Source organism: Jatrophihabitans sp. YIM 134969 (genome assembly GCF_054456675.1).
Genome location: NZ_JBTJEQ010000033.1, coordinates 26,092 through 48,143, shown reverse-complemented (window position 1 = coordinate 48,143; position 22,052 = coordinate 26,092). Strand labels below are relative to the sequence as shown.

Sequence of the window (22,052 nt, the reverse complement as noted above, 5' to 3'; positions counted from 1 at the left end):
ACGTCAGACCCGGGCGCGGTCGTCCGGGACGGTGGCGGGTGCGTCGGCGGGTGGCCGGACGGCGGAGGCGATGAGGGCCGACACACCGAGCAGCACGGCCACGACGATGAACGCCTTGAGCACGGTGAACGCGTCGCCGAGGTGGCCGAGCAGGGGCGGGCCGCCGAGGAACGCGCAGTAGCCGATCGAGGCGATGACGCTGACCCGGGAGGCCGCGTAGCGGGGGTCGTCGGCACCGGCGCTCATGCCGACCGGGAAGCCGAGCGAGACCCCGACGCCCCACAGCACCGCGCCGAGGTAGGCCACTGGGGTGGACCCGCCGAACACGAAGACCACGACGCCCGCGATCGCCACCACCGCGGTGGCACGCACCATCGCGACCCGGCCGTAGCGGTCGAGCAGCATCGGCCCGAACCAGCGGCCGAGGGTCATCGACGCGAGGAACACCGCGAAGCCGAGGGTGCCGAGCGCCGCGCTGGAGCCGTAGTCCTCCTTGATGGCGATGCTGATCCAGTCGTTGCCGGCGCCCTCGGCGAAGGCGAACGCCAGCACGAACAGGCCGATGAGCAGGGTGCGCGGCTCGCGCCAGGCGGCCAGCGCGCTGCGGGGCGCGACCGGCTCGCCGCCCGGGGCGGCCTCCTCCGCGTGGTCGGTGAGGTACCCGCGCACGGCGAGCGGCACGACCACGACGAGCACGACGGCCACGCCGAGCAGGTGCGCCGTGACCGGCACGTGCACCAGCACCATCAGGGCGCCGAGCAGGGCGCCCGTCACCGTGCCCAGGCTCCAGCCGGCGTGGAAGCGCGGCATGATCGCCTTGCCGAGTTCCCGTTCGACCTGGGCACCCTGCACGTTCATCGCGACGTCCCACGCACCGTTGGCGAAACCGAACACGAACAGCCCGATCGCGACCATCGGCACCCCGACGAGGTAACCGAACGCGACGACGACGATCCCGGCGGTCATGAGCAACGCCATGCTGAGCACCGTGGTGCGCGAACCCAGGCGGGCGATGACCTTGCCGGCCGTGGGGAGCGCGACGACCGACCCGGCCGCGATGGCCAGCAGCAGGCTGCCCATCTGGCCGTTGGTGAGCTCGAGGTGGTCCTTGACCTGCGGGATGCGCGAGGCCCAGTTGGCGAACGCGAAGCCCGAGCTCGCGAAGACCAGGTAGGTCGCCAGCACGGCCCGGCTCACGGCGGGGTCGTTGTTGCGCTGTGCAACGGACGGTGAACTGCTCACGAACTGCTCCTGGTGCGACGGGGACGGCGGGGGAACGGGGAGACGGGACCGACGGCCCGGTCGACGATCGTGCGGGTGTCCGCGCGCCGCACCGGGGCCGTCGAGAGGATCTTGTGCATGACCAGGCCCTCGACGAGGGCGTCGAGCCCGCGGGCGGTGACCGGATCGACGAACCGTTCGAGGACGGCACGGCTCGAGCGCATCCAGCGCTCGGTGATCGCGCGCAGCGCGGGATCGCGCAGGGCGGCGAGGTAGAGCTCGTAGGTGACGGCCCAGTCGTCGGAGTCGCCACCGGCGTCGTCGTGGACGAGCGCGGTGACGGCGTCGACCAGGTCCGACCGGGTGCGCACCTCGGCGAAGCGGACGTCGTACCGCTCGGCCATCCGCTCCGAGAGTCGCTGCCACGCCAGCGCGCGCAGGTCGTCGAGCGACGCGAAGTGGTAGGTCAACGAGCCGAGCGGCACGTCGGCCTCGGCGGCGACCAGCCGGTGGGTGGTGCCGGCGACGCCGTGCCGGGCCATGACGACCAGCGCGGCGTCGACGATGCGGTCCTTGCGCCCCGGGTCGAACCGCCGGGTGCGGCGGGTGGCCTCGGGTGACGCGGCCGCGGTCACCGCGGTACGTCCCGCACGACGCGGGCCGGGTTGCCCACGGCGACGACGCCCGCCGGCAGGTCCCTCGGCACGACCGCGCCCGCGCCGACGACGGTGTCGGCACCGATGGTGACGCCGGGCAGCACGATCACACCGCCCCCGAGCCAGACGTTGTCCTCGATGGTGATCGGCTCGGCGCCCTCCCACTTGTCGCGGCGCGGGCCGGCGGCGATCGGGTGGGTCGCGGTCAGCAGTTGCACGTTCGGCCCCAGCTGCACGTCGTCGCCGATGCTCACCCGGGCGACGTCGAGGCTGACCAGGCCCCAGTTGGCGAACGAGCGCGCGCCGACCGTGGTCTGGAAGCCGTAGTCGCAGTGGAACGGCGGCCGGATCTCGCTGCCCTCACCGAACGCGCCCAGCAGCTCCCGCAGCAGCGCGTCACGCGCCTCCCGGTCGGCGGGGTCCATGGTGTTGAAGCGGGTGGTGAGGGTCTGCGCCCGCCGCGACGCCACGCCGATGGCGGGGTCCTCGCCCGGCAGGTAGGCCTCACCCGCGAGCATCCGCTCGTACATGCCGCGTCCGTCCGGAGTGCTCATGTGTACGAGCGTACGCATCGGGGCCTTTGCGTACAAGCGTACGCATCGCGCTGGAGTCCACTCCAGGGCGCAGGATGGTGGCATGCAGATCGGACTCCACGTCTCGGACTTCACCTGGCCGGGCGGCGCCGCCACGCTCGCGGACGACCTCACCCGCATCGCCACCACCGCCGAGGACGCGGGCTTCGCCCGGCTCTCGGTCATGGACCACCTCTGGCAGATCTCGATGATCGGTCCGGAGAGCGACCCGATGCTGGAGGCCTACACGGCCCTCGGCTTCCTCGCCGCGAAGACCAGCCACATCGAGTTGCTGGCCTGGGTCACGGCCGTCGTCTACCGCGAGCCGGGGCTGCTGGCCAAGGCCGTCACGACCCTCGACGTGCTCTCCGGCGGCCGGGCGTGGCTCGGCATCGGCGCCGCGTGGAACGAGGACGAGTCCGTCGGGCTGGGCCTGCCCTTCCCCCCGACGGCCGAGCGGTTCGAGCGGCTCGAGGAGACGCTGCAGATCTGCCGGCAGATGTGGTCCGACAGCGAGGAGCCCTTCGAGGGCGAGCACTACCGCCTCGGTCGCACCCTGAACTCGCCGCAGTCGCTACGCCGACCGCACCCGCCGATCCTCGTCGGGGGCAGTGGCGAGAAGAAGACGCTGCGGTTGGTGGCGCAGTACGCCGACGCCTGCAACCTGTTCGCGAGCCCCGACCTCGCCCACAAGCTCGACGTGCTGCGGCGGCACTGCGACGACGTCGGTCGCGACTACGACGAGATCGAGAAGACCGTCATGGGGCCCATGGACATCGGAGCCGACGGCGAGAACGTCGACGCCTTCGTCGAGACGCTGCGCGGCTACGCCGAGCTCGGCGTGCAGGAGTTCCACGGGGCGCCCGCGGACTACTGGACGCTGCGCCCGCTCGAGATCGTCGGCGAACAGGTGATCCCGGTCGTGGCCGAGTTCTGACCCGATCCGGACGACGACGCAGGTAGGGTCCGGACGTCGGCCGCCGCCGGGGCGGCACCGTCGAAGGAGATCCGCGTGCGTCTGCGCGTCCTGCCCCTGCTCGTCACCGGCGTCGCGGCCGTCGCCGCCCTGGGTGTCGTCCCTGCCGCGGCCGCCCCGGCGAGGGCGATCCCCTCCGACAGCGCGTACGGCACCTACTTCCCGAACGCACCGCAGCGGGTGCTCGACACCCGCACCGGGGGCAACTCGGCTCTCGGTCAGGGTCGGAGCGTCGTGGTCAAGGCGGTGTCGACGAACGGCGTCGTCCCGAACGCCGTGGTCGTCAACCTCACGGCGGTCGCGCCGACCACCACCGGCTACCTCACCGCGTACCCGGCCGGCCAGCCGCTGCCCCGCACCTCGAGCATCAACTTCACCGGTGGTCGGACGACCGCGAACCTGGTCACCGTGCCGGTCGCCGGCAACGGGACGTACGTGGTCTACAACGGGCTGGGCACCACCGACGTCATCGTCGACCAGCTCGGCGTGTACACCGGCGCGACCACCACCCCGGCCGGACGCGGCGGCGGTTTCCACCCCCTCGACGAGCCCCAGCGCGTCCTCGACACCCGGTCCGACGGCGGGGGGCAACTGGGCGGCGGGTTCTACCTCACGGTGCCGGTCCAGGTCGCGGGCACGGACTCCAGCACCCAGGTCGCCGCGTTGGCCGTCAACATCACCGTGACGAACACCCGCAGCGCGGGCTACGTCACCGCGTGGGACGGCGCCACGAACCAGCCCCCCAGGGTCTCGACGCTGAACTACGTCGCCGGCCAGACGGTGGCCAACGCCGCCATCGTGCCGACCTCGCAGTGCGGGCCGCCCACCTGCACGACACCCGCGGCCCAGATCGGCATCGTCAACGGGGGCGGCGGCGCGATCGACCTCGTCGTCGACGTCGTCGGGTACTTCGACGACGGGTCGGTCGACGCCCCGGTCCGGTTCCAGCCGCTGACCTCGCCCGTCCGCATCGTCGACAGCCGCACCCGGGTCGGCATGGCCCCGGTCGGCCCGGGCGCGACCTCGTCGTTCACGGCGCCGGAGATGGTGAACGGCCAGCTGTTCGCCGACGACCTCACCGTCGGTCTCGACGCCAACGTGACCCTGGTCCGGCCGACCGCCCCGACCTACCTCACGCTCTGGCCGAAATTCGACGAACCGATCGCCCGGCCGCGCACCAGCACCGTCAACTCCCCGACCGGAGGCGTGGTCTCCAACCACGTCATCCAGGAACTCGGGTCGTTCACGCCCACTCCGAGCCAGCCGTCGGTCACGACCAAGCCGGTCAACATCTTCAACTACAACGGCACGTCCAACGTGGTGGTCGACGTCAGCGGACGCTTCCGCTACATCGCGACCGACGCCGGCAAGGCCGGTCGCACGAGCGCGCAGCTGACCGCCCTGCCGGCCACCCGGGCCCACGCCGCCCGCTGAGCACCGCCGCCGGGCCGCGGGGGATCATGACGCCATGACCTCCGCGGCCGGCCGGACGGCGTTGATCGTCGTCGACGTCCAGAACGACTTCTGCGAGGGCGGGTCCCTCGGCGTGACCGGGGGTGCCCGGGTCGCGGCGGAGGTCACCGAGCACCTGGCGGCCGAACGCGACCGCTACGACCTCGTGGTGGCGAGCCGGGACTGGCACCGACCGCGCAGCGACAACGGCGGGCACTTCGCGTTGCCGCCCGACCACCCGGACTTCCGCGAGAGCTGGCCCGCCCACTGCGTCGCCGACACGGTCGGCGCCCAGTTCCACGACGCTCTCCAGGTTCCGGGCGAGTGGCACGCGATCCGCAAGGGGTGGGGACTGCCCGCGTACTCCGCGTTCCAGGGTGTCGACGAACGCGGGCACGATCTGGCGGGACTGTTGCGGGAAGCAACGATCGACCGGGTGGTGGTGTGTGGCATCGCCACCGACTACTGCGTCGACGCCACCGCCCGTGACGCCGTGCGCCTCGGCTTCCCGGTCGACCTGTTCGTCGATCTCACGGCGGCGGTCGACGCCACCGGCAAGGACGCCGTCGTCGACGCGTTGGCCGAGGTGGGCGTCCGGCCGGTCTGACCCGGGTCAGGGCCGTCCGACGGCGTAGTGGCCGGCGATCTGGGCGGGGGTCAGCGCGAGCAGGTACGCCGACGCGTACGCGAGCGATCCTCCGAACCAGGCGCTCGCGGGCAGCATCGGCCACGCGCCGCCGAGCGACCCGCCGCCGATGCGCAGCCAACCCTGGTAGTTCTCGCCCGCCGTCACCGAGGTGTCGGAGTCGACCAGGGCGCCGTCGACGTACAGGCGCATGCCGGCCGGGCTGAGGACGGCGTCGACGAGGTGCCACACACCGTCGTTGTAGCGCTTGGTGCCGGAGTCGACCGTGCTGTTGGCGCCGTTGTAGACGCCGAACACGAGCCCGCCCGCGTTGGTCATGTACACGTGCCGGTCGTACTGCGACGCGGTGCCGCTCTGTGAGGTGTCGAGCCCGATGATCTTGCCGCCGCGGCCGTAGTTCGCGGCCGTGCGGAACCAGATCTCCCAGGTGAAGGTGTTCGGGCCCTGGATCTTCGCCCCGGCCGGTGTGACGACCTGGCCGCTGGTGCCGTTCAGCGTGACCGACCGGCCGCCGCAGGGGCCGCCGGTCGCGCCCCGGGCGGACACACCCGCGTAGGTCCCGGTCAGGTTGTTCGGGCCGATGTCGTTCGCCGTGGTGCCGCTCGCCTCGTCGAGCGGGTAGGTCAGCGCCGTGCCGTCGCCCCGGGCGGCGGACGCGCAGCTGAAGTACGGGGCCGCGCTCCAGGTGTTGGTCGGCGACGTCGTGGTGCCCGTGAAGCGCGCGGTCGCGGCGTCGGCCCCGGACGCGAACGTGCCGGCGAGTCCCAGCACGGCGAGCAGTGCCACGCCCGAGTGGGTGAGGCGCCGGGGCCAGGCCCGCTGCCCGTCATCGGTGCCACCGTCGGGTGCGTCCGGACGGGCGTGGTCGTCGGTCGGGTCGCCGCTCGTGTCGTCCGCGACGTCGTCGGGGGCGGCTTCCTCGTCGTCCACGCGGAACCAGCACGCGGCGACGAGCAGAGCGAGCAGGGCGAGGGCGGTGAGCACGAGCGGCGCGGTGCGGCCCTCGTGGGCCCAGATGACCGGACGCGCCACGAACGGGACCCGCAGCGACGCGACCCCGCGCACGGCGGAGCGCTCGACCGGGGTGGAGTCGCGCTCGGGGTTGGCGTCGCCCTTGGTGACGAGACGGCCGTCGGCGGCGACGTCGACCCAGCGGTGCATCCGCAGGTGTCCGGGCTGGTCCGGGTCGTCGTAGAGCAGGGTCTGGCCGAGCGTGAGCTGGTTCGAGGGCACCGACCGGGAGAACACGACATCACCGGGTACCAGTCGCGGCAGCATCGACCCGGTCATGACCACGGTCGGGTGCAGTCCCGCCGCGGCCGGCGCGACCGCCCAGACCAGCAGGCTGACGAGGACCCCCAGCACCGTGCGCGCGGCCGCGGTCAGGACGAGAGAGACCCACCCGGACCGGCGACGTGCGCTGGTGTCCATGGTGGGTCTCTCCTGGGTGGGGCGTGACCGCCCGCTCCCCTCGAGGGGGCGGTCGGTCCGTGGGGGGTGTGGTGGTGCGGTGCTGCGGTGCGGTGCTGCGGTCTCACCGCGGGGGTGTGGTCGGGCCGGGTGGTCCGTGTGGTGAGGCGGGGCCGGGACGACACCCCCCAGCGCGCCCCGGCCCCGGGTCAGGGGTCGGGCTGCGTCCGCCTCGTGCGGCGCTGCCGCGGTCAGCTGTTCTGGGCCTCCCAGGTGAAACCGATCTGCGCCGTGCCGCCCTGCATGACGTCGACCGCGGCCTGGGTCGACGGGCTGTTCAGCGTGTAGTCGATCTTGTAGGTCTTGACCACCGGGGACTGGGTCGAGGCGCCGGCCGGGGCCCAGGTGCCGAAGCCGCTGCCGAAGTCGACCGCGCTGCCCGCGAAGTTCGTCGCCGACGCGGTGGTGGTGACGCCGCTGTCGGCCTGGAAACCGGTGCACAGGCCCGCGGTGGTGCCGGCCGGGACGGTGCCCTGCGTGACGGTGAGCTGCAGGTTGTCGCCGAGGGTCTTGGTCTGCGAGAAGGACCCGGCCGTCGTGTACATCTTCACGGTCGAGGCGAGCGAGCCGGTCGAGCTGACCACGATGCACTTGCTGCCGGTCGAACCGGGCTTGAGGTTGGTCACCGTGAACAGGGCCGAGCCGTTGTCGTTGTCGCCGAGGGCGACGGTGCCGGCGGTCCAGTTGTTCGTGGGCGTCGTCGTGGTCGCGGAGAACGCCGAGTACGAGGCCTGCCAGACCAGCGCGGCGCTGGCGACCAGGCCGCCAGCGACGACGCCGACGCCGGCGATGCGGGCGGCCTTGCGGGAGGGACGACGGGCGGCGGTGCGGGACATGACTGCTCCTGAGGGAGGGAGAGGGAGGGTGTGGGTGTCGTTCGTGTGAGCCCGGGGTGTTGCTCTGCTCCTTGCTCGAGATAGAGATTAACCAGGACTTCACTCCACACGCAAGTCGTCCACGAAGAAACTTTCGAGGGCGCAACCACACGCACCACCGCGACGACCTCGTGACCCTGGGATTCCCGGGCGATCTCGAGGTGGAGATCCCTCCTCACGACGAAATCCGAAGCCGCCGGCCGACGTCTTTTGATCCGTCCGGCTCCACGAATCCCGAGATGTTCCCGCCGCAGGGATCGCGCAGATCCGCAGCCGGCCGGCCCGGATCGGCCGGGGCGCACCATGGACGGGTGCCCGGAACGCCCACCGTCCCGCCCGCCGTCCTGCTCCCCGGTGCCCCGGCGGCCGCCGTCGAGGACCCGGCCGCCGCGTTCGACGCGCTCGTCGACCTCATCGACACGGGGGGCGTCGTCGTGCTCTCCGGGGCGGGACTCTCGACCGAGTCCGGGATCCCCGACTACCGCGGGCCGTCCGGGGCCGCGCAACGCCGCCACGCACCCATGACCTTCCAGACCTTCACCGGTGACCCCCTCGCCCGGCACCGGTACTGGGCCCGCAGCCACCTGGGGTGGCGGCAGATCGCCCACGCCCGGCCGAACGACGGCCACCGCGCGGTCGCCGCCCTGCAGCGGGCCGGCCGGCTCGGCGGCGTGGTCACCCAGAACGTCGACGGCCTGCACCAGGGGGCGGGGGCGGACGCCGTGGTGGAACTGCACGGCGGGTTGGACCGGGTGGTCTGTCTGGCGTGCGGTGACGTCGTCGCCCGCTCCGAGATCGACGCTCGGCTGCGCGCCGCGAACGCCGACTTCGCGGCCGAGGTGCTGGCCGTCAACCCCGACGGCGACGTCGACCTCGCCGACGCCGACCTCGACCGGTTCGTCATGGTCGGGTGCGAGGTGTGCCGGACCGGCCCGCTCAAGCCCGACGTCGTGTTCTTCGGCGAGACCGTCCCGCGCGACCGGGTCGACCGCTGTTTCGCCCTCGTCGACGACGCCCGCGCCTTGCTGGTGCTGGGCTCGTCGCTCACCGTGATGTCGGGTTACCGGTTCGTCCTGCACGCCGCCAAGCGCGGCATCCCCGTGGCGGTGGTCAACCAGGGCGCCACCCGCGCCGACTCCCGCGCGACCGTCCGCCTCGACGCTCCCCTCGGCCCCACCCTCACCGCGCTCGCGGATGCCCTGACCTGAGCCGACCTGACCTGAGCCGACCTGACCTGAGCCGACCTGACCTGAGCCGACCTGACCTGAGCCGACCTGACCTGAGCCGACCTGACCTGAGCCGCGTCAGCGCTCCGTCACCCGGCCGGCGTCGACCTGCAAGCGGCGGGTGACCCGGACGGCGTCGAGCATCCGGCGGTCGTGGGTGACGAGCAGGACGGTGCCGGGGAACTCCTCCAGCGCCTCCTCGAGCTGCTCGATGGCCGGCAGGTCCAGGTGGTTGGTGGGCTCGTCGAGCACGATCAGGTTGGTGCCGCGGCCCTGCAGCAGCGCGAGCGCCGCGCGGGTGCGTTCACCGGGCGACAGGCTCACGACCGGCCGGGCGACGTGGTCGGCGCGCAGGCCGAACTTGGCGAGCAGGGTGCGGACGTCGGCGTCGTTCCAGTCGGGGAGCATCCGGCTGACCGCGACCGGGAGGGTGTCGTCCGGGGCCAGCGCCGCGCGGGCCTGGTCGATCTCGCCCACGACGACGCCCGGGCCGAGGAACTGCACGCCGGCGTCGAGGCCGATCTCGCCGAGCAGCGCGCCCAGCAGGGTCGACTTGCCGCCGCCGTTCGGTCCGGTGATGACGACCCGGTCGGCCCAGTCGACCTGCAGGTCGACCGGCCCGAGCACGAACGAACCGCGCCGGACCGTTGCACCCTGCAACTGCGCGACCACCGCCCCGGCCCGCGGGGCGACCGCGAACTCCAGCCGGAGGTCCCACTCCTTGCGCGGCTCCTCCACCACCTCGAGCCGTTCGATCATCCGCTGGGTCTGCCGGGCCTTGGCCGCCTGCTTCTCGGTGTTCTCCTGCCGGAACTTGCGGCTGATCTTGTCGGGGTCGTTGCCGGCCTTGCGGCGGGCGTTGCGGACGCCGTGCTCGAGCCAGTTGCGCTGCATCCGCGCCCGGTCGGTGAGGTCGGACCGGCGGTCGGCGTACTGCTCGTAGGCCTCGCGGGCGTGCCGCCGGGCGATCTCCCGCTCGTCGAGGTAGGCCTGGTACCCGCCGTCGTAGTACGCGATCTGCTGCTGGGCGAGATCCAGTTCGACGACGCTGGTGACCGTCCGGGCGAGGAACTCCCGGTCGTGGCTGACCAGGACCACCCCGGCCCGCCTCGAGCCCACGAACTGCTCCAGCAGGTCCAGGCCCGCGAGGTCGAGGTCGTTGGTCGGTTCGTCGAGGGCGAAGACGTCGAAGCGGGCGAGCACCAGGGAGGCGAGCCCGGCCCGCGCCGCCTGGCCGCCCGACAGCGAGGTCATGAGGGCGTCCGCCCCGGTGTCGAGCCCGACGTCGTGCAGCACGGCGCCGACCCGTTCGTCGAGGTCGGCACCGCCGAGCGCGAGCCACCGGTCGAGGGCCACGGCGTAGAGGTCGTCGGCGCCGGCGTCGCCCGCGGTGAGCGCCGCCGTGGCCGCTTCGAGGTCGGCCGTCGCCCCGGTCACCCCGGTGCGTCGGCCGAGGAAGTCCGCGACCGACTCCCCCGGACGCCGTTCCGGTTCCTGGGCGAGGTAGCCGACCGTCGCGGTCGACGGCGCGCGGACGACGCTGCCCTGTTCCGGCGTCCCGATCCCCGCGAGCAGGCGCAGCAGCGTCGACTTGCCGGCGCCGTTCGCGCCGACCACCCCGACGACGTCGCCCGGCGCGACCACCAGGTCCAGGCCGGAGAACAGCGCACGGGCGCCGTGCCCGGCCGCGAGATCGCGGGCGACGACGGTGGCACCGGCAGCGGACACGAGGGGCGACGCTACCGCCGCGCCGCCGGCGCGTCAGCCGCGTTTGAGCGCCGGGGACCGTGGGCATGACAGCGCGCACGAACCCCCCCGCCGGACCTCTTCACAGCAGGCTCCAGGGCAACGCTCCGCCCGCCCACGGACTCGTTGGTGAAGGTCCCCGGTACATCCGCCGAGCAGACTGGAGCCGTCGATGACCGCGACGTTCGAACGCAGCTACTTCGTGCAGCACGGCACCGAGGACGACAGCGCCAAGGCCCGGCAGGCCAAGGAGGCCGAGCGCGACCACCGCGAGCGGCTCGCCGCGGTGCGCGTCGTCGCCGGCCTCTGCACCGACGCCACCGAGGCGCGGGAGTTCTACGCGATGCTCGGGCTCACCGAGGCCGACATCCGCGAGGCGCGCCACCAGGTCGCCGCCGTCCCGCAGGTCGCCACCGTCCCGCAGGTGGCCACCGTCCCGCAGGTGGCCACGGGGGCGCCGGCGCGACGACGTGGCGCCAAGGTCAACGCTGCCTGACCGGGCAGCTTTCCAGCGGGCCGCGGGCGCCTCGCCGCAGGTACGATCCGCGCCGTGACGGCCCTCCTGCGACGCCGGACCCTCGGCGCGGTCGCGTCCTTGGTGGTCCTCGCCCTGACCCTCACCGGCTGCTCGGCGACCATCGACGGCAGCGGCAAGTCCGCGCTGCCGCCCGTCGCGCCGGACGCCAAGCTCGAGATCGTCGGCGACTCCGGTTCCGATTTCGACCGACTGTCCGCGAACGCGCTCTCCGACGTGTTCGCGTTCTGGGAGAAGACGTACCCGGAGCTCTCGGGTGGCGATCCGCTGCCGGAGCTCAAGGGTGGCATCTACTCCGTCGACCCCGACGACATCACCTCGACCGACGAGGACAACGCCTGCATCGACCGGTCGCCCGACGCGATCAAGGACAACGCCTTCTACTGCACCATCGACGACTCCGTGGCCTACAGCCGCACCGGCTTCGTGCCCTCGCTCGCCACCGACTACGGCAACTTCTTCGTCGGCATGCTGTTCGGCCACGAGTTCGGCCACGCGGTCCAGCACCGGCTGGACATCGCCGATCCGCCCAAGCTGATCATCCTCGAGACCCAGGCCGACTGCTTCGCCGGCGCGTTCGCGGGGTCGGTGCTCAAGCTGCAGGCGCCGCACTGGCGGGTGTCGCCCTCCCAGCTCAACAACATCCTCACCGGCTACATCCAGCTGCGCGACCCCGAGGGCGCCTCGCAGGAGGACGAAGGCTCGCACGGCAACGGGTTCGACCGGTTGTCGGCCGTGGCCGACGGCATCAACAACGGCGCGAAGTTCTGCGTGACGGACTGGGACAAGCGGCAGTTCACCGAGCGGCCGTACACCGACGAAGCCGACTACGACAACAACGGCAACCAGCCGCTGGACCAGGTCCTCAACCCCGGCGACCCGGCGACCGACAACACCGCGGGCGGTCTGCAGCCGGACCTCAACGGCTTCTGGGAGGAGGCCGCGAAGTCGATCGGCAAGACGTTCAGCCCGGTCGAGTTCAAGGTCGTCGACTCCGTGCCGTGCGGCAAGTCCGACAGCGAGAGCGAGTTCGGGTACTGCCCGAACGACAACACCGTCTACATCACGCAGGACGTCGCGGAGAAGGCCTACGGCGCCGGCGACTTCGCGCTCGGCACGCTCATCTCCTACGGCTGGGGGATGGCGGTGCGCCACCAGCTGTTCGGTCGCGACCTCGACAACCAGGACGCCCTGCTCGCCGCGGCCTGCTACACCGGCGCCTACGCCAAGAACATCAACGTCGACTTCAAGCAGGCGCCGCGCGGGTTCGCGCTCTCCCCGCCCGACATGGACGAGGCGACGGTCTCGACGCTGTCGATGGTCGGCTCGGTGTTGACCTTCGGCCCGCGGGACACCACCGGCCTGCAGCGGATCTCGTCGTTCAACACCGGCTACTTCAAGGGTCTCGCCGGCTGCTGAGCGGCTCCTGGCGGGGGGTCTCGGACCACCCGCGCCGCCCACGTGGCGGCGCTACCCTCCCCTCGTGATCGACCACTGGCTCGAGGCGGTTCCGCCGGTCGCGCTGTACCTCGTCGTCCTGCTCGTGGTCGGCGTCGAGAGCCTGGGCATCCCGCTGCCCGGCGAGGTCGTGCTCATCTCCGCGGCGCTGTTCGCCTCGCAAGGGCACGCGACCGTGTGGTGGGTCGGTGCCGCGGGCATCGCCGGCGCGATCATCGGCGACTCGATCGGCTTCCTGATCGGCGCCCGTCACGGCGATCGGATGTTCGCGTTCCTCGGTCGACGCTTCCCCCGGCACGCGGGCCCGGCCCAACTGGCGTCGGCCCGGCGGACCTTCGAGCGGTGGGGGGTCTGGGCCGTCTTCGTCGGCCGGTTCGTGGCCCTACTGCGGATCTTCGCGGGGCCCCTCGCGGGTTCGTTGAACATGCACTACCGCAAGTTCCTGCTGGCCAACGCGAGCGGCGGCATCGTCTGGGCGGGCGGGGTGACCGCGCTGGTCTACACCCTGGGCATCGTCGCCAAGCCCTGGATCGACCGGTTCTCGTACGCGGCCCTCGGCGTCGCCGTGGTCGGCGGCATCGCGATGTTCTTCTACCTGCGCCACCGGGCCGAGAAGGCGCACGGCGACGCCGCGGCGACGACGACCGAGGACCCCGCGGGTGACGGCGAACCAGCCGTCGCGCCCCGCCCGGCCGACTGACCGCCACGGCCGCTCGACCGGCCGGCGGGGGACACCGGTCGGTCGAGCGGGAGCCTCCGGGTCAGTGGACCTAGAACGCCGCGGTGCCCTTCGGGGTGCCGAGGCCGGTCGGGCCGTCGTACCCCTTCGTGCCCTTGCAGAGGTAGTTGAGGCACAGGCCGTTGGAGCCCGAGGTCACGTCATACAGCGCGCTGGTGTGGCTGTAGGCGATCGAGGCCGGGACACCCGCGGTGTTGCCCGACAGGCCGTAGACGCCGCCGATGATCGGCGCGGCCACGCTCGTACCGCCGAAGACGTACCAGTTCTGGCCGCCGGTGCTGCCGTAGGAGCTGTAGACCGCGACACCCGTGTTCGGGTCGGCGACGGCCGCGACGTCGGCGACCGCGCGCTTCGCACACGCGGTGTCCTTCTGCCACGAGGGCTTGGCGATGTAGGCCGAGCAACCGCTGCCGGCGCCGCCGTTCACGTTCAACCGCGAGCCCCAGACCGTCTCGCTCTTGCGGGTGTCGTCACCGGCGAGGACGAGGTTGGTCCCGCCCACGGCCGTCACGGTCCGGAAGGCGGCGGGTGCCTCGACGCCGTACCCGCTGTCGCCGGAGCTCACGGTGATGGCGACGCCCGGGTGGTCGTAGTGAGCGGCCGACGACGCCTCGGTCGGGTCCTCGGTGCCGCCGTAGGAGTTGGACACCACCGCAGCGCCCTTGGCCACCGCGGTGTCGACGGCCGCGCCGAGATCGTCGAACGAGGTGGAGTTCGCGCCGACGTAGACGATGGCGCAGCCCGGGCAGATCGCCGAGACCATCTCGAGGTCGAGCATCTCCTCCTGACCCCAGCCGGTGTCGCCCGCCGGGAGCGCCGTGCCGCCGTTCTGGTTGTACTGCGTGAACCGCGCGGTGCCGAGACCGAACGTCTGGCGGTACTTCGCGAGGTCGGCCGCGGCGTTCGGGTTCGCGTACGCGTCGACCACGGCGACGGTCGTGGTGTTGTCGCCGGTGAGGCCGTAGGCCTTGCGCAACTGCGCCGGGGCGTAGCCGCTGGAGTACGTCGTGGTCGCCGCGGGCCGCAGGTGCAGGTCGGTGACGACCCGCGACTGGCACGCCGCGTGGCCGGCGGCGGCGAGCGCGCAGGTGGCGATGTCGTCGTGGGCGGCCGCCAGGATGCCGCCGAGCGGCGGGACCGACGGCGTCGCCGCGTCCGCGGACGTGGCGGTCCCGACCAGGGCGGTGCCGACGAGGCCTGCGGCCACGGCCGTGGTGGCGACGACCGCGAGCAGTCGTCGGGCCCGGGATGGGCGGACGGAGGGAGACGTCACGGGAGCTCCTGTCCCCGGCCGGGGCGGCCGGACGGCGGTGAGGTGATGGCCCACCCAACGGGCGAAACGCGCGAAAGGGACGCATCCTCCGGAACCTGACCGGACCCGAACCTCGTGCTGACCAGCGGGTCGGGGTGTGACCGGAAGCGTTTCGGGCGCGGGAAGCGTTGTGAGGCGCCCCGCATCCCACGCCGTGGGACGACGGGCCGGGCTTATGGTCAGGCGATCCCGCCCCGGACCGCCCCCGGCCGCGCCCGCTCCACCCGCGCGCCGGCGGCAGGGGGCCACCCGAACGAAGCGAGGATCGCCTCACATGACAGCCACGGTCGCCACCGACGTCGACGCCCCGATCCAGCACCCCCGGTTGCTCGCCTGGGTGAAGGAGGTCGCGGAGCTCACCGAGCCCGCGTCGATCGTGTGGTGTGACGGCTCGCCCGAGGAGTGGACCCGCGTCACCGACGACCTCGTGGCGGCCGGGACGTTCGTCCGGTTGGACGAGAGCCGCAAGCCCAACAGCTTCTGGTGCGCGTCGGACCCCGGGGACGTGGCGCGGGTCGAGGACCGCACGTTCATCTGCTCGCGCGACCAGCGCGACGCCGGTCCGACCAACAACTGGCTGGACCCGGACGACATGAAGGCCATCCTCACCGAGCGCTACCGCGGCTCGATGCGTGGTCGCACGATGTACGTGATCCCCTACTGCATGGGACCGCTCGACGCGGACGAACCGCTGCTGGGCGTGGAGATCAGCGACTCGGCGTACGTCGTCGCGTCGATGCACATCATGACCCGCATGGGCACGCGCGCCCTGGCGAAGTTCGGCGACGAGAACACCGGCTGGGCCGACTTCGTCCCGGGCCTGCACAGCGTCGGCGCCCCGTTGGAGCCCGGTCAGGCGGACGTGCCGTGGCCGAGCAACGAGACCAAGTACATCGTCCACTTCCCCGAGGAGCGGATGATCTGGAGCTACGGCTCGGGCTACGGCGGCAACGCCCTGCTGGGCAAGAAGTGTTACGCGCTGCGGATCGCCTCGGTGAAGGCCCGCGACGAGGGTTGGCTCGCCGAGCACATGCTCATCGCCAAGCTGACCTCGCCCGAGGGCGTCGTGAAGTTCATCGCGGCCGCGTTCCCCAGCGCCTGCGGCAAGACCAACCTGGCCATGCTCGAGCCGACCCTGCCGGGGTGGAAGGTCGAGACCATCGGCGACGACATCGCCTGGATCCGCGTGGGCGAGGACGGCCGGTTCCACGCCGTCAACCCCGAGAACGGGTTCTTCGGTGTTGCACCCGGCACCGATTTCCACACCAACCCCAACGCGATGCGGACGATCGCCAAGGGTTCGTCGCTGTTCACGAACGTCGCGCTCACCGACGACGGCGACATCTGGTGGGAGGGCATGGGCGAGCCGCCCGCGCACCTCACCGACTGGAAGGGCCAGGACTGGACGCCCGATTCCGACACCAAGGCGGCGCACCCGAACTCGCGCTACTGCACGCCGATCGAGCAGTGCGACACCCGCGCGCCGGAGTGGGACGACCCGGAGGGCGTGCCGCTCGACGCGATCTTCTTCGGCGGCCGCCGCCGCGACACCGTGCCGCTCGTGACCGAGGCCCGCGACTGGCAGCACGGTGTCTTCATGGGTGCCACGTTGAGCTCGGAGACCACGGCCGCGCAGACCGGCGCGGTCGGTGTGGTCCGCCGCGACCCCATGGCCATGCTGCCGTTCATCGGCTACAACGCCGGTGACTACTTCGCCCACTGGATCGAGATGGGCAAGCAGGCCGACGACGTCAAGCTGCCCAAGATCTTCTACGTCAACTGGTTCCGCCGCGACGCCGAGGGCAACTTCACCTGGCCGGGCTTCGGCGAGAACATCCGCGTCCTGAAGTGGGCGCTGGAGCGCATCGAGGGCACGGCCGCGGCCGTCGACACCCCGATCGGTCGGGTCCCCACCCCGGACTCTCTCGACGTCGAGGGACTCGACATGGATCCCGAGCTGCTCTCGGCGTCACTCGACGTCGACGTCGACGAGTGGAAGTCCGAGCTCGCCGGCATCGAGGAGTGGTTCGACAAGATCGGCGACAGCCTGCCGTCGTCACTGCGTGACGAGCTCGAGGCCCTGCGCCAGCGCCTGGGGTGACGCCGTTGGTCAGGCCGGGATCTTGAAGCGGCGCATGCGGGAGTAGAGGGTGCCGCGGGAGATGCCGAGGCGGCGGGCGGCCTGGAGCTTGTTGCCGCCGGACTCCCGCAGGGCGACCACGATCGTCTCGTACTCCGAGCGCTCCAACGGCGAGAGCGCGCGCTGCCACGGCACCTGCTGGTAGCGGGTCGGCAGGTCCGCGACCGTGAGCTCGCCGCGGGTGCGGACCAGCGCCAGGTGGTCGACGACCTTGCGCAGCTCGTGCAGGTTGCCGGGCCACGGTGACTGCGCGAGGTGTTCCACCAGCGCCGCGCCCGGGCGGGGGCCCTCGGGGCCGGTGAGGTCGGCGAGCATCGCCGTCACCAGCCGCGGGATGCGGCCGCGGTCCTCGCGCAGCGGCCGCAGTGTCACGTGCTCGTCGAACAGCGACGCGAGCGCGCTGTGGTCGGGGCCGAGATCGGCGAGCGGCGCGCAGGTGGCGACCAGCCGGCCGGTGCCGCGGTGGGTGATCACCGTGGAGCGCAACCGGGTGACGGCGGTCGAGCGCAGCAGGTGGACGTCCTCGACCAGGACCTCCTGCCCGGCGCCGAGGGCGGTGCGGATCTCGCCGGACCAGGCGAGCTCACCGACCTTGGGCTCGTCGGCGGCGTGGAAGACCACGGCGTCGCGGCCGGCGCGGGAGGCCGCCTCGGCGCTGCGGCCGGTGCCCGCCTCCCCGCAGATGAGCACCGACACGTTCGTGCGGCGTGGCAACCGCCGGACCCCGCCCGACGCCCCGGACCCGACGCCTGCGGTGACGCGCGCGGGTACCGGCCGGATCCGCAGGACGGCCGAACCGGGCGCGACCGGTGAGCACTCGACCCGCGCGCTGGACCCGGAGGCGAGGCGGACCGTGGTCCCGCCGCGGGTCCCGCTCGCGACCAGCGCCTTGAGCACGGCGATGTCGTCGCGCGAGAGCCCGGAGGTGGCGGCCTGGTTGGCGAGCATCATGTCGTCGCCGATCGCGACGACCGGGTGCCGCGCGCCGGCGGTGGCGGACTCGTAGGCGCGCAGCAGCATCTGGTGCGCCGCCCGCGAGGTGTCGAGCAGGCGCCGCTCGATCTCGTGGCGGGCGCGGGACAGGAACGGTCCGAGCAGGGAGGTGGCGTCGGCGACCGGCCCGGTGATGTCGAGGACGCCCTCGAGCCGTCCCGAGGTCGGGTCGAACAGCGGCTCGCCGTAGCAACAGAACTGCTTGAGGTCGTCGAGGTAGTGCTCGTCGCCGACGACCGACAGCCCGCGCCGCAGCTCGAAGACCGTGGCGACCGAGTTGGTCCCGGTGTTCTCCTCGTCCCACACGGTGCCGGTGACCAGCCCGACCTCGGCGAGGCGGTCGATGAGCGGGTGGGCACCGACCCGGTGGTCGACCACGCGCGACTGCCGGTCGGCGAGGATCAGCGCGAAGCGGGTGTCGGCGAGGTCGGCCGCGAGCTGGTCGAGGACCGGCCGGGCCGCGACGAGCAGCCGGCTGTCGGGTTCGATCTCGAAGGCCCGGTCGGGATCGGGGTGGGTGTCGGGCCGCAGGCCCGCCATCTGCGCCCGGTGCCACGCCGCCGAGATCGCGGGCCGCAGGACGGTGCCGTCCGCGGTGGCCGCGGGTGCGGGCAGGGGGTCACGGCCGTGTTCGTGCCCGTAGGGACACCGCGACCCGTCGGTCGCGTCGTGGGAACCGGGCATCGGCTGCGTTGCCTCCTGGTGGTGTGCGGGCCGCGTCGCCCGGACGTTCCACACGCAGTCTGACGCCCGCAGCGCCGCTGTTCAAGATTGCGGCGGGTGTCCAAGAACTGCACATGCGGCTCACACGGCGCGGGACAGGATGGGGTGAGGGTCGGGCGGGTGCGCCGCGACGGCCTCACCACGGGGATCCCCTCCCCACCGAGAGCAGAGAGGTCGTGCGTCGATGAAGACGAAGGCAGCGGTCGTGTACGAGGCCGGCAAGCCCATCGAGATCGAGGAACTGGAGCTCGACGGCCCGAAGGAGGGTGAGGTCCTCATCCGCTACACGCACGCGGGCCTGTGCCACTCCGACATCCACATCGCGCACGGCGACCTCGAGGCCCGGCTGCCGATGGTGCTCGGCCACGAGGGCGCGGGCATCATCGAGGAGGTCGGCCCCGGCGTCTCGCGCGTCAAGGCGGGCGACCACGTCGTCTGTTCGTTCATCCCCAACTGCGGGGTCTGTCGCTACTGCGCCACCGGCCGTCAGTCGATCTGCGACATGGGCGCGACCATCCTCGAGGGCTACCTGCCCGGCCCGCGCTTCCCGTTCACCGGCCCCAAGGGTGACTACGGCGCGATGTGCATGATCGGCACCTTCAGCCAGTACGCGACCATCCACCAGAACTCCGTGGTCAAGGTCGACGACGACCTGCCGCTGGACAAGGCCGTCCTCGTCGGCTGCGGCGTGCCGACCGGTTGGGGTTCGGCCGTCAACACCGCCGAGGTGCGCGCGGGCGAGACCGTGGTCGTGTTCGGCGTCGGCGGCATCGGGATCAACGCGGTGCAGGGCGCGCGGTACGCCGGCGCCAAGAACGTCATCGCCGTCGACCCGTTGGAGAACAAGCGCGAGAAGGCGATGGAGCTCGGCGCCACCCACGCGTTCGCCACCGCCGAGGAGGCGCAGGCGGCCATCAACGACATGACCCGCGGCCAGATGGCGGACTCCGCCATCCTCACCGTCGGGCTCATGGAGGCCGAGGTCGTCGAGGCGGGCTTCAACGCCGTCGGCAAGGGCGGCAAGGTCGTCGTCACCGGCCTCAACAAGATCGAGCTGCCGACCATCCAGCTCTCGGGCTCGGTGCTCACCCTGTTCCGCAAGCAGATCCGCGGTTCGCTGTTCGGTGACTGCAACCCCACCACCGACATCCCCAAGATCCTCGGGCTGTACCAGAGCGGTGACCTCAAGCTGGACGAGATCATCACCCGCACGTACACGCTCGAAGAGGTCAACGAGGGCTACGAGGACCTGCTCAACGGCAAGAACGTCCGCGGCGTCCTGGTGCACGAGCACTGAGTGACGCAGTCCCTGACCGCGGTCGGCGTGGGTGACGCTGTCTCCCCCGCGCCGGCCGCGCCATCCGTCTCGGCCGTGATCGGCCGCGAGCGGGAGGTCGAACTCCTGCTCGCGGCCCTCGACGCCGGCGCCCACGTCGTGCTCGAAGGCCCGCCCGGCACGGGCAAGTCGACGCTGCTGCGGGTCGTGGCGCGGGCCGAGTCGATCGGCTTCCGCTTCGTCGAGGGCAACGCCGAGCTGACCCCGACGCGCCTGGTCGGTCACTTCGACCCGGCGCGCGTGCTGTCCGACGGTTACACGCCGGACGTCTTCGTCGACGGTCCGCTCGTCGATGCACTGCGCAACGGTTCGTTGTTGTACGTCGAAGAGCTCAACCGCGTGCCGGAAGAGACGCTCAACGTGCTGCTCACCGTCATGAGCGAGGGCGAGCTGCACGTGCCCCGGCTGGGGGTCGTGCCGGCCGCGGCGGGCTTCCGGCTCATCGCGGCCATGAACCCGTTCGACGCCGTCGGCACCGCCCGGATCTCCTCGGCCGTCTACGACCGCACCTGCCGCATCGTCATGGGCTACCAGTCGGCGGCCGTCGAAGCCGCGATCGTCGCGGCCCAGATGACGGGCGGTGAGCCCGAGGGCGTACCGGCCGACTGGCTGGCGAAGGTCGTCGAGGTCGTGCGGTCGAGCCGCACCCACGCCGACGTCGCGGTCGGGTCGTCGGTACGCGGCGCCATCGACCTGGCCGGGGTCGCGGTGGCGCTGGCGCGGCGTCGGGGGCTGGACGTCACCGACTGGCACGTGGGCCTGGACGCCGCCCTGGTCGCGCTGACCGGCCGCATCCGGCTGCACGACAGCGCGGGGCACACGGCCGAGGACGTCGTCCGCGCGCTGTGGATCGCGGTGTTCGGCGCGGAACCCTCGGCGGACACGAGCGATCCCGACGGGAGTGGTGACCCGGGGGAAGCCTGAGCCCGCCCCCTGGACCCAGTGATCCGGGAAACAGGGCGGGCCCGCCACCACCTCCGTCGAGCGGCGCCCAGCGCCGCACCACGCCGCGGCCGAGCACCACCGGCCGTCACCAGCTCGAGAAGCGGCCGCACTTCACCGAGATCTCCCCCGAGGTCGGCGAACTCGACGAGGACGCGCTCGACGCCGCGCTCGCGCAGGACCCGGACGCCGTCCTCGGTCTGCTCGTCGACATGGCCTCGGCCACCGACGAACGCCTGCGGCTGCTGGCGCTGCGGGCGGCGACCCGCGTGGTCATCGACCGGGCCCGGCGGGGGCTGCCCCGCAAGGCCGGGGTCGGGAAGCTGCGGACGGTGCCGGCCGACCGCGGCGGTGACCTCGACGTCGACGCCTCGATCGAGGCCGTCACCGAGGCGCGGGCACGGCGCACCCCGCCGAACGTCGCCGACCTGTCGGCGCGGGCCTGGGCCCGCCCGGAGCTCGCGCTGTGCCTGGTCGTCGACGCGTCGGGGTCGATGCACGGCGAACGCCTCGCCGCGGCCGTCGTGACCGCCGCGGCCTGCGCGTTGAGAGCGCCGGGCGACCTCGCCGTCCTGGCCTTCTCCCGCACCGCCGACGTCATCCGCCCGATGACGGCCCAGCAGCCGGCCTCGCGCACGGTGCAACGGTTGCTCCGGCTCAAGGGGCACGGCGTGACCTCGGTCGACGCCGCGTTGCGGGCGGCGTCGGCCCAACTCGAGCAGACCCGCGCCGCGCGCAAGGTGGTGCTGCTGCTCTCGGACTGCCGGGTCACCGACGACCGCGACCCGGTCGCCGCCGCCCGCCGCCTCGACGAACTCATCGTCATCGCCCCGGCCGAGGACTGCGACGAGGCCGCCGCCTTCGCCCGGGAGGCGGGCGCGAGGCACTTCCCGCTCACCGGCCCGGCCGCCGCCGCCGACGTCGTCCGCGCCGCCCTCGGCTGACCCGCGTCCGGGCCTCGACGATTCCGACGCCCCGCCCCCGCTCACAAAAGTGCAGGGTCTGGTCGCCAGGCCACCGTCACCAGCGACCGA

Annotated in this window: 19 protein-coding genes; 11 read left to right on the top strand and 8 right to left on the bottom strand. The window is 72.5% G+C overall.

The features are described from left to right. Positions 1-3: 3 nt before the first annotated feature. The 3 genes from ACXR2U_RS16755 to ACXR2U_RS16745 are packed head-to-tail and all read right to left on the bottom strand — an operon-like array spanning position 4 to position 2,431. Positions 4-1,242 carry an MFS transporter gene (locus ACXR2U_RS16755; protein ID WP_458826205.1) on the bottom strand — a complete coding sequence of 413 codons (1,239 nt, stop codon included), beginning with the start codon at positions 1,240-1,242 and terminating at the stop codon, positions 4-6. Next, positions 1,239-1,856, bottom strand: coding sequence for a TetR/AcrR family transcriptional regulator (locus ACXR2U_RS16750; protein WP_458826204.1), 618 nt, complete (start codon positions 1,854-1,856; stop codon positions 1,239-1,241). The genes ACXR2U_RS16755 and ACXR2U_RS16750 overlap by 4 nt, the downstream gene beginning before the upstream one ends. Next, a complete protein-coding gene (locus ACXR2U_RS16745) occupies positions 1,853-2,431 on the bottom strand; it encodes a sugar O-acetyltransferase (protein ID WP_458826203.1) in 579 nt (192 codons plus the stop codon). The genes ACXR2U_RS16750 and ACXR2U_RS16745 overlap by 4 nt, the downstream gene beginning before the upstream one ends. Positions 2,432-2,513: 82 nt before the next feature. Between ACXR2U_RS16745 and ACXR2U_RS16740 the strand changes: the two genes are divergently transcribed. The 3 genes from ACXR2U_RS16740 to ACXR2U_RS16730 all read left to right on the top strand — a co-directional run bounded on the left by ACXR2U_RS16740 (position 2,514) and on the right by ACXR2U_RS16730 (position 5,484). Next, positions 2,514-3,386 carry an LLM class F420-dependent oxidoreductase gene (locus ACXR2U_RS16740; protein WP_458826202.1) on the top strand — a complete coding sequence of 291 codons (873 nt, stop codon included), beginning with the start codon at positions 2,514-2,516 and terminating at the stop codon, positions 3,384-3,386. Positions 3,387-3,461: 75 nt separating this feature from the next. Then, on the top strand, positions 3,462-4,859 hold the full coding sequence (locus ACXR2U_RS16735; RefSeq protein ID WP_458826201.1) for a hypothetical protein: 1,398 nt from the start codon (positions 3,462-3,464) through the stop codon (positions 4,857-4,859). Positions 4,860-4,893: 34 nt separating this feature from the next. Continuing rightward, positions 4,894-5,484: an isochorismatase family protein gene (locus ACXR2U_RS16730; protein WP_458826200.1), complete on the top strand. Its 591-nt coding sequence runs from the start codon at positions 4,894-4,896 to the stop codon at positions 5,482-5,484. Between the two features lie 6 nt (positions 5,485-5,490). Here ACXR2U_RS16730 and ACXR2U_RS16725 read toward each other — a convergent pair whose 3' ends face one another. Continuing rightward, a complete protein-coding gene (locus tag ACXR2U_RS16725) occupies positions 5,491-6,954 on the bottom strand; it encodes a LamG-like jellyroll fold domain-containing protein (protein WP_458826199.1) in 1,464 nt (487 codons plus the stop codon). 230 nt (positions 6,955-7,184) lie between these two features. Beyond that, positions 7,185-7,829, bottom strand: coding sequence for a TasA family protein (locus ACXR2U_RS16720; RefSeq protein ID WP_458826198.1), 645 nt, complete (start codon positions 7,827-7,829; stop codon positions 7,185-7,187). A 350-nt stretch (positions 7,830-8,179) separates the two neighbouring features. Here ACXR2U_RS16720 and ACXR2U_RS16715 point away from each other — a divergent pair, with 350 nt between their 5' ends. Further along, on the top strand, positions 8,180-9,076 hold the full coding sequence (locus tag ACXR2U_RS16715) for an NAD-dependent protein deacetylase (protein WP_458826197.1): 897 nt from the start codon (positions 8,180-8,182) through the stop codon (positions 9,074-9,076). A 96-nt stretch (positions 9,077-9,172) separates the two neighbouring features. Here the strand turns inward: ACXR2U_RS16715 and ACXR2U_RS16710 are convergent, their stop codons facing one another. After that, positions 9,173-10,822, bottom strand: coding sequence for an ABC-F family ATP-binding cassette domain-containing protein (locus tag ACXR2U_RS16710; RefSeq protein ID WP_458826196.1), 1,650 nt, complete (start codon positions 10,820-10,822; stop codon positions 9,173-9,175). A 190-nt stretch (positions 10,823-11,012) separates the two neighbouring features. On the opposite strand from ACXR2U_RS16710, the gene ACXR2U_RS16705 reads away from it, so the two are divergent. From ACXR2U_RS16705 to ACXR2U_RS16695, 3 genes are all read left to right on the top strand, one after another. Continuing rightward, on the top strand, positions 11,013-11,336 hold the full coding sequence (locus tag ACXR2U_RS16705; RefSeq protein WP_458826195.1) for a hypothetical protein: 324 nt from the start codon (positions 11,013-11,015) through the stop codon (positions 11,334-11,336). 54 nt (positions 11,337-11,390) lie between these two features. Then, positions 11,391-12,794 (top strand): neutral zinc metallopeptidase, encoded by a 1,404-nt coding sequence (locus tag ACXR2U_RS16700; RefSeq protein WP_458826213.1) that lies wholly within the window; start codon positions 11,391-11,393, stop codon positions 12,792-12,794. A gap of 67 nt (positions 12,795-12,861) precedes the next feature. Beyond that, positions 12,862-13,533: a DedA family protein gene (locus ACXR2U_RS16695; RefSeq protein ID WP_458826212.1), complete on the top strand. Its 672-nt coding sequence runs from the start codon at positions 12,862-12,864 to the stop codon at positions 13,531-13,533. 70 nt (positions 13,534-13,603) lie between these two features. Here the strand turns inward: ACXR2U_RS16695 and ACXR2U_RS16690 are convergent, their stop codons facing one another. After that, a complete protein-coding gene (locus ACXR2U_RS16690) occupies positions 13,604-14,845 on the bottom strand; it encodes a S53 family peptidase (RefSeq protein ID WP_458826194.1) in 1,242 nt (413 codons plus the stop codon). Between the two features lie 313 nt (positions 14,846-15,158). Here ACXR2U_RS16690 and ACXR2U_RS16685 point away from each other — a divergent pair, with 313 nt between their 5' ends. Next, positions 15,159-16,985, top strand: coding sequence for a phosphoenolpyruvate carboxykinase (GTP) (locus ACXR2U_RS16685; RefSeq protein WP_458826193.1), 1,827 nt, complete (start codon positions 15,159-15,161; stop codon positions 16,983-16,985). A gap of 9 nt (positions 16,986-16,994) precedes the next feature. Here the strand turns inward: ACXR2U_RS16685 and ACXR2U_RS16680 are convergent, their stop codons facing one another. Then, a complete protein-coding gene (locus ACXR2U_RS16680) occupies positions 16,995-18,701 on the bottom strand; it encodes a sigma-54-dependent Fis family transcriptional regulator (RefSeq protein ID WP_458826192.1) in 1,707 nt (568 codons plus the stop codon). A 223-nt stretch (positions 18,702-18,924) separates the two neighbouring features. Between ACXR2U_RS16680 and ACXR2U_RS16675 the strand changes: the two genes are divergently transcribed. From ACXR2U_RS16675 to ACXR2U_RS16665, 3 genes are all read left to right on the top strand, one after another. Next, the gene (locus ACXR2U_RS16675; protein ID WP_458826191.1) at positions 18,925-20,037 is read left to right on the top strand and encodes an NDMA-dependent alcohol dehydrogenase; all 1,113 of its coding nucleotides are present in this window, start codon (positions 18,925-18,927) and stop codon (positions 20,035-20,037) included. 12 nt (positions 20,038-20,049) lie between these two features. Continuing rightward, positions 20,050-21,000, top strand: coding sequence for an AAA family ATPase (locus ACXR2U_RS16670; protein ID WP_458826211.1), 951 nt, complete (start codon positions 20,050-20,052; stop codon positions 20,998-21,000). 230 nt (positions 21,001-21,230) lie between these two features. Beyond that, on the top strand, positions 21,231-21,962 hold the full coding sequence (locus ACXR2U_RS16665; RefSeq protein WP_458826190.1) for a VWA domain-containing protein: 732 nt from the start codon (positions 21,231-21,233) through the stop codon (positions 21,960-21,962). Positions 21,963-22,052: the final 90 nt, after the last annotated feature.

What these genes read in the sequence shown, in the direction of transcription:
- ACXR2U_RS16745 (WP_458826203.1), bottom strand. Translation starts at nt 2,431, where the DNA reads ATGAGCACTCCGGACGGACGCGGCATGTACGAGCGGATGCTCGCGGGT.
- ACXR2U_RS16740 (WP_458826202.1), top strand. Translation starts at nt 2,514, where the DNA reads ATGCAGATCGGACTCCACGTCTCGGACTTCACCTGGCCGGGCGGCGCC.
- ACXR2U_RS16730 (WP_458826200.1), top strand. Translation starts at nt 4,894, where the DNA reads ATGACCTCCGCGGCCGGCCGGACGGCGTTGATCGTCGTCGACGTCCAG.
- ACXR2U_RS16725 (WP_458826199.1), bottom strand. Translation starts at nt 6,954, where the DNA reads ATGGACACCAGCGCACGTCGCCGGTCCGGGTGGGTCTCTCTCGTCCTG.
- ACXR2U_RS16720 (WP_458826198.1), bottom strand. Translation starts at nt 7,829, where the DNA reads ATGTCCCGCACCGCCGCCCGTCGTCCCTCCCGCAAGGCCGCCCGCATC.
- ACXR2U_RS16705 (WP_458826195.1), top strand. Translation starts at nt 11,013, where the DNA reads ATGACCGCGACGTTCGAACGCAGCTACTTCGTGCAGCACGGCACCGAG.
- ACXR2U_RS16685 (WP_458826193.1), top strand. Translation starts at nt 15,159, where the DNA reads ATGACAGCCACGGTCGCCACCGACGTCGACGCCCCGATCCAGCACCCC.
- ACXR2U_RS16680 (WP_458826192.1), bottom strand. Translation starts at nt 18,701, where the DNA reads ATGCCCGGTTCCCACGACGCGACCGACGGGTCGCGGTGTCCCTACGGG.
- ACXR2U_RS16675 (WP_458826191.1), top strand. Translation starts at nt 18,925, where the DNA reads ATGAAGACGAAGGCAGCGGTCGTGTACGAGGCCGGCAAGCCCATCGAG.
- ACXR2U_RS16665 (WP_458826190.1), top strand. Translation starts at nt 21,231, where the DNA reads ATGGCCTCGGCCACCGACGAACGCCTGCGGCTGCTGGCGCTGCGGGCG.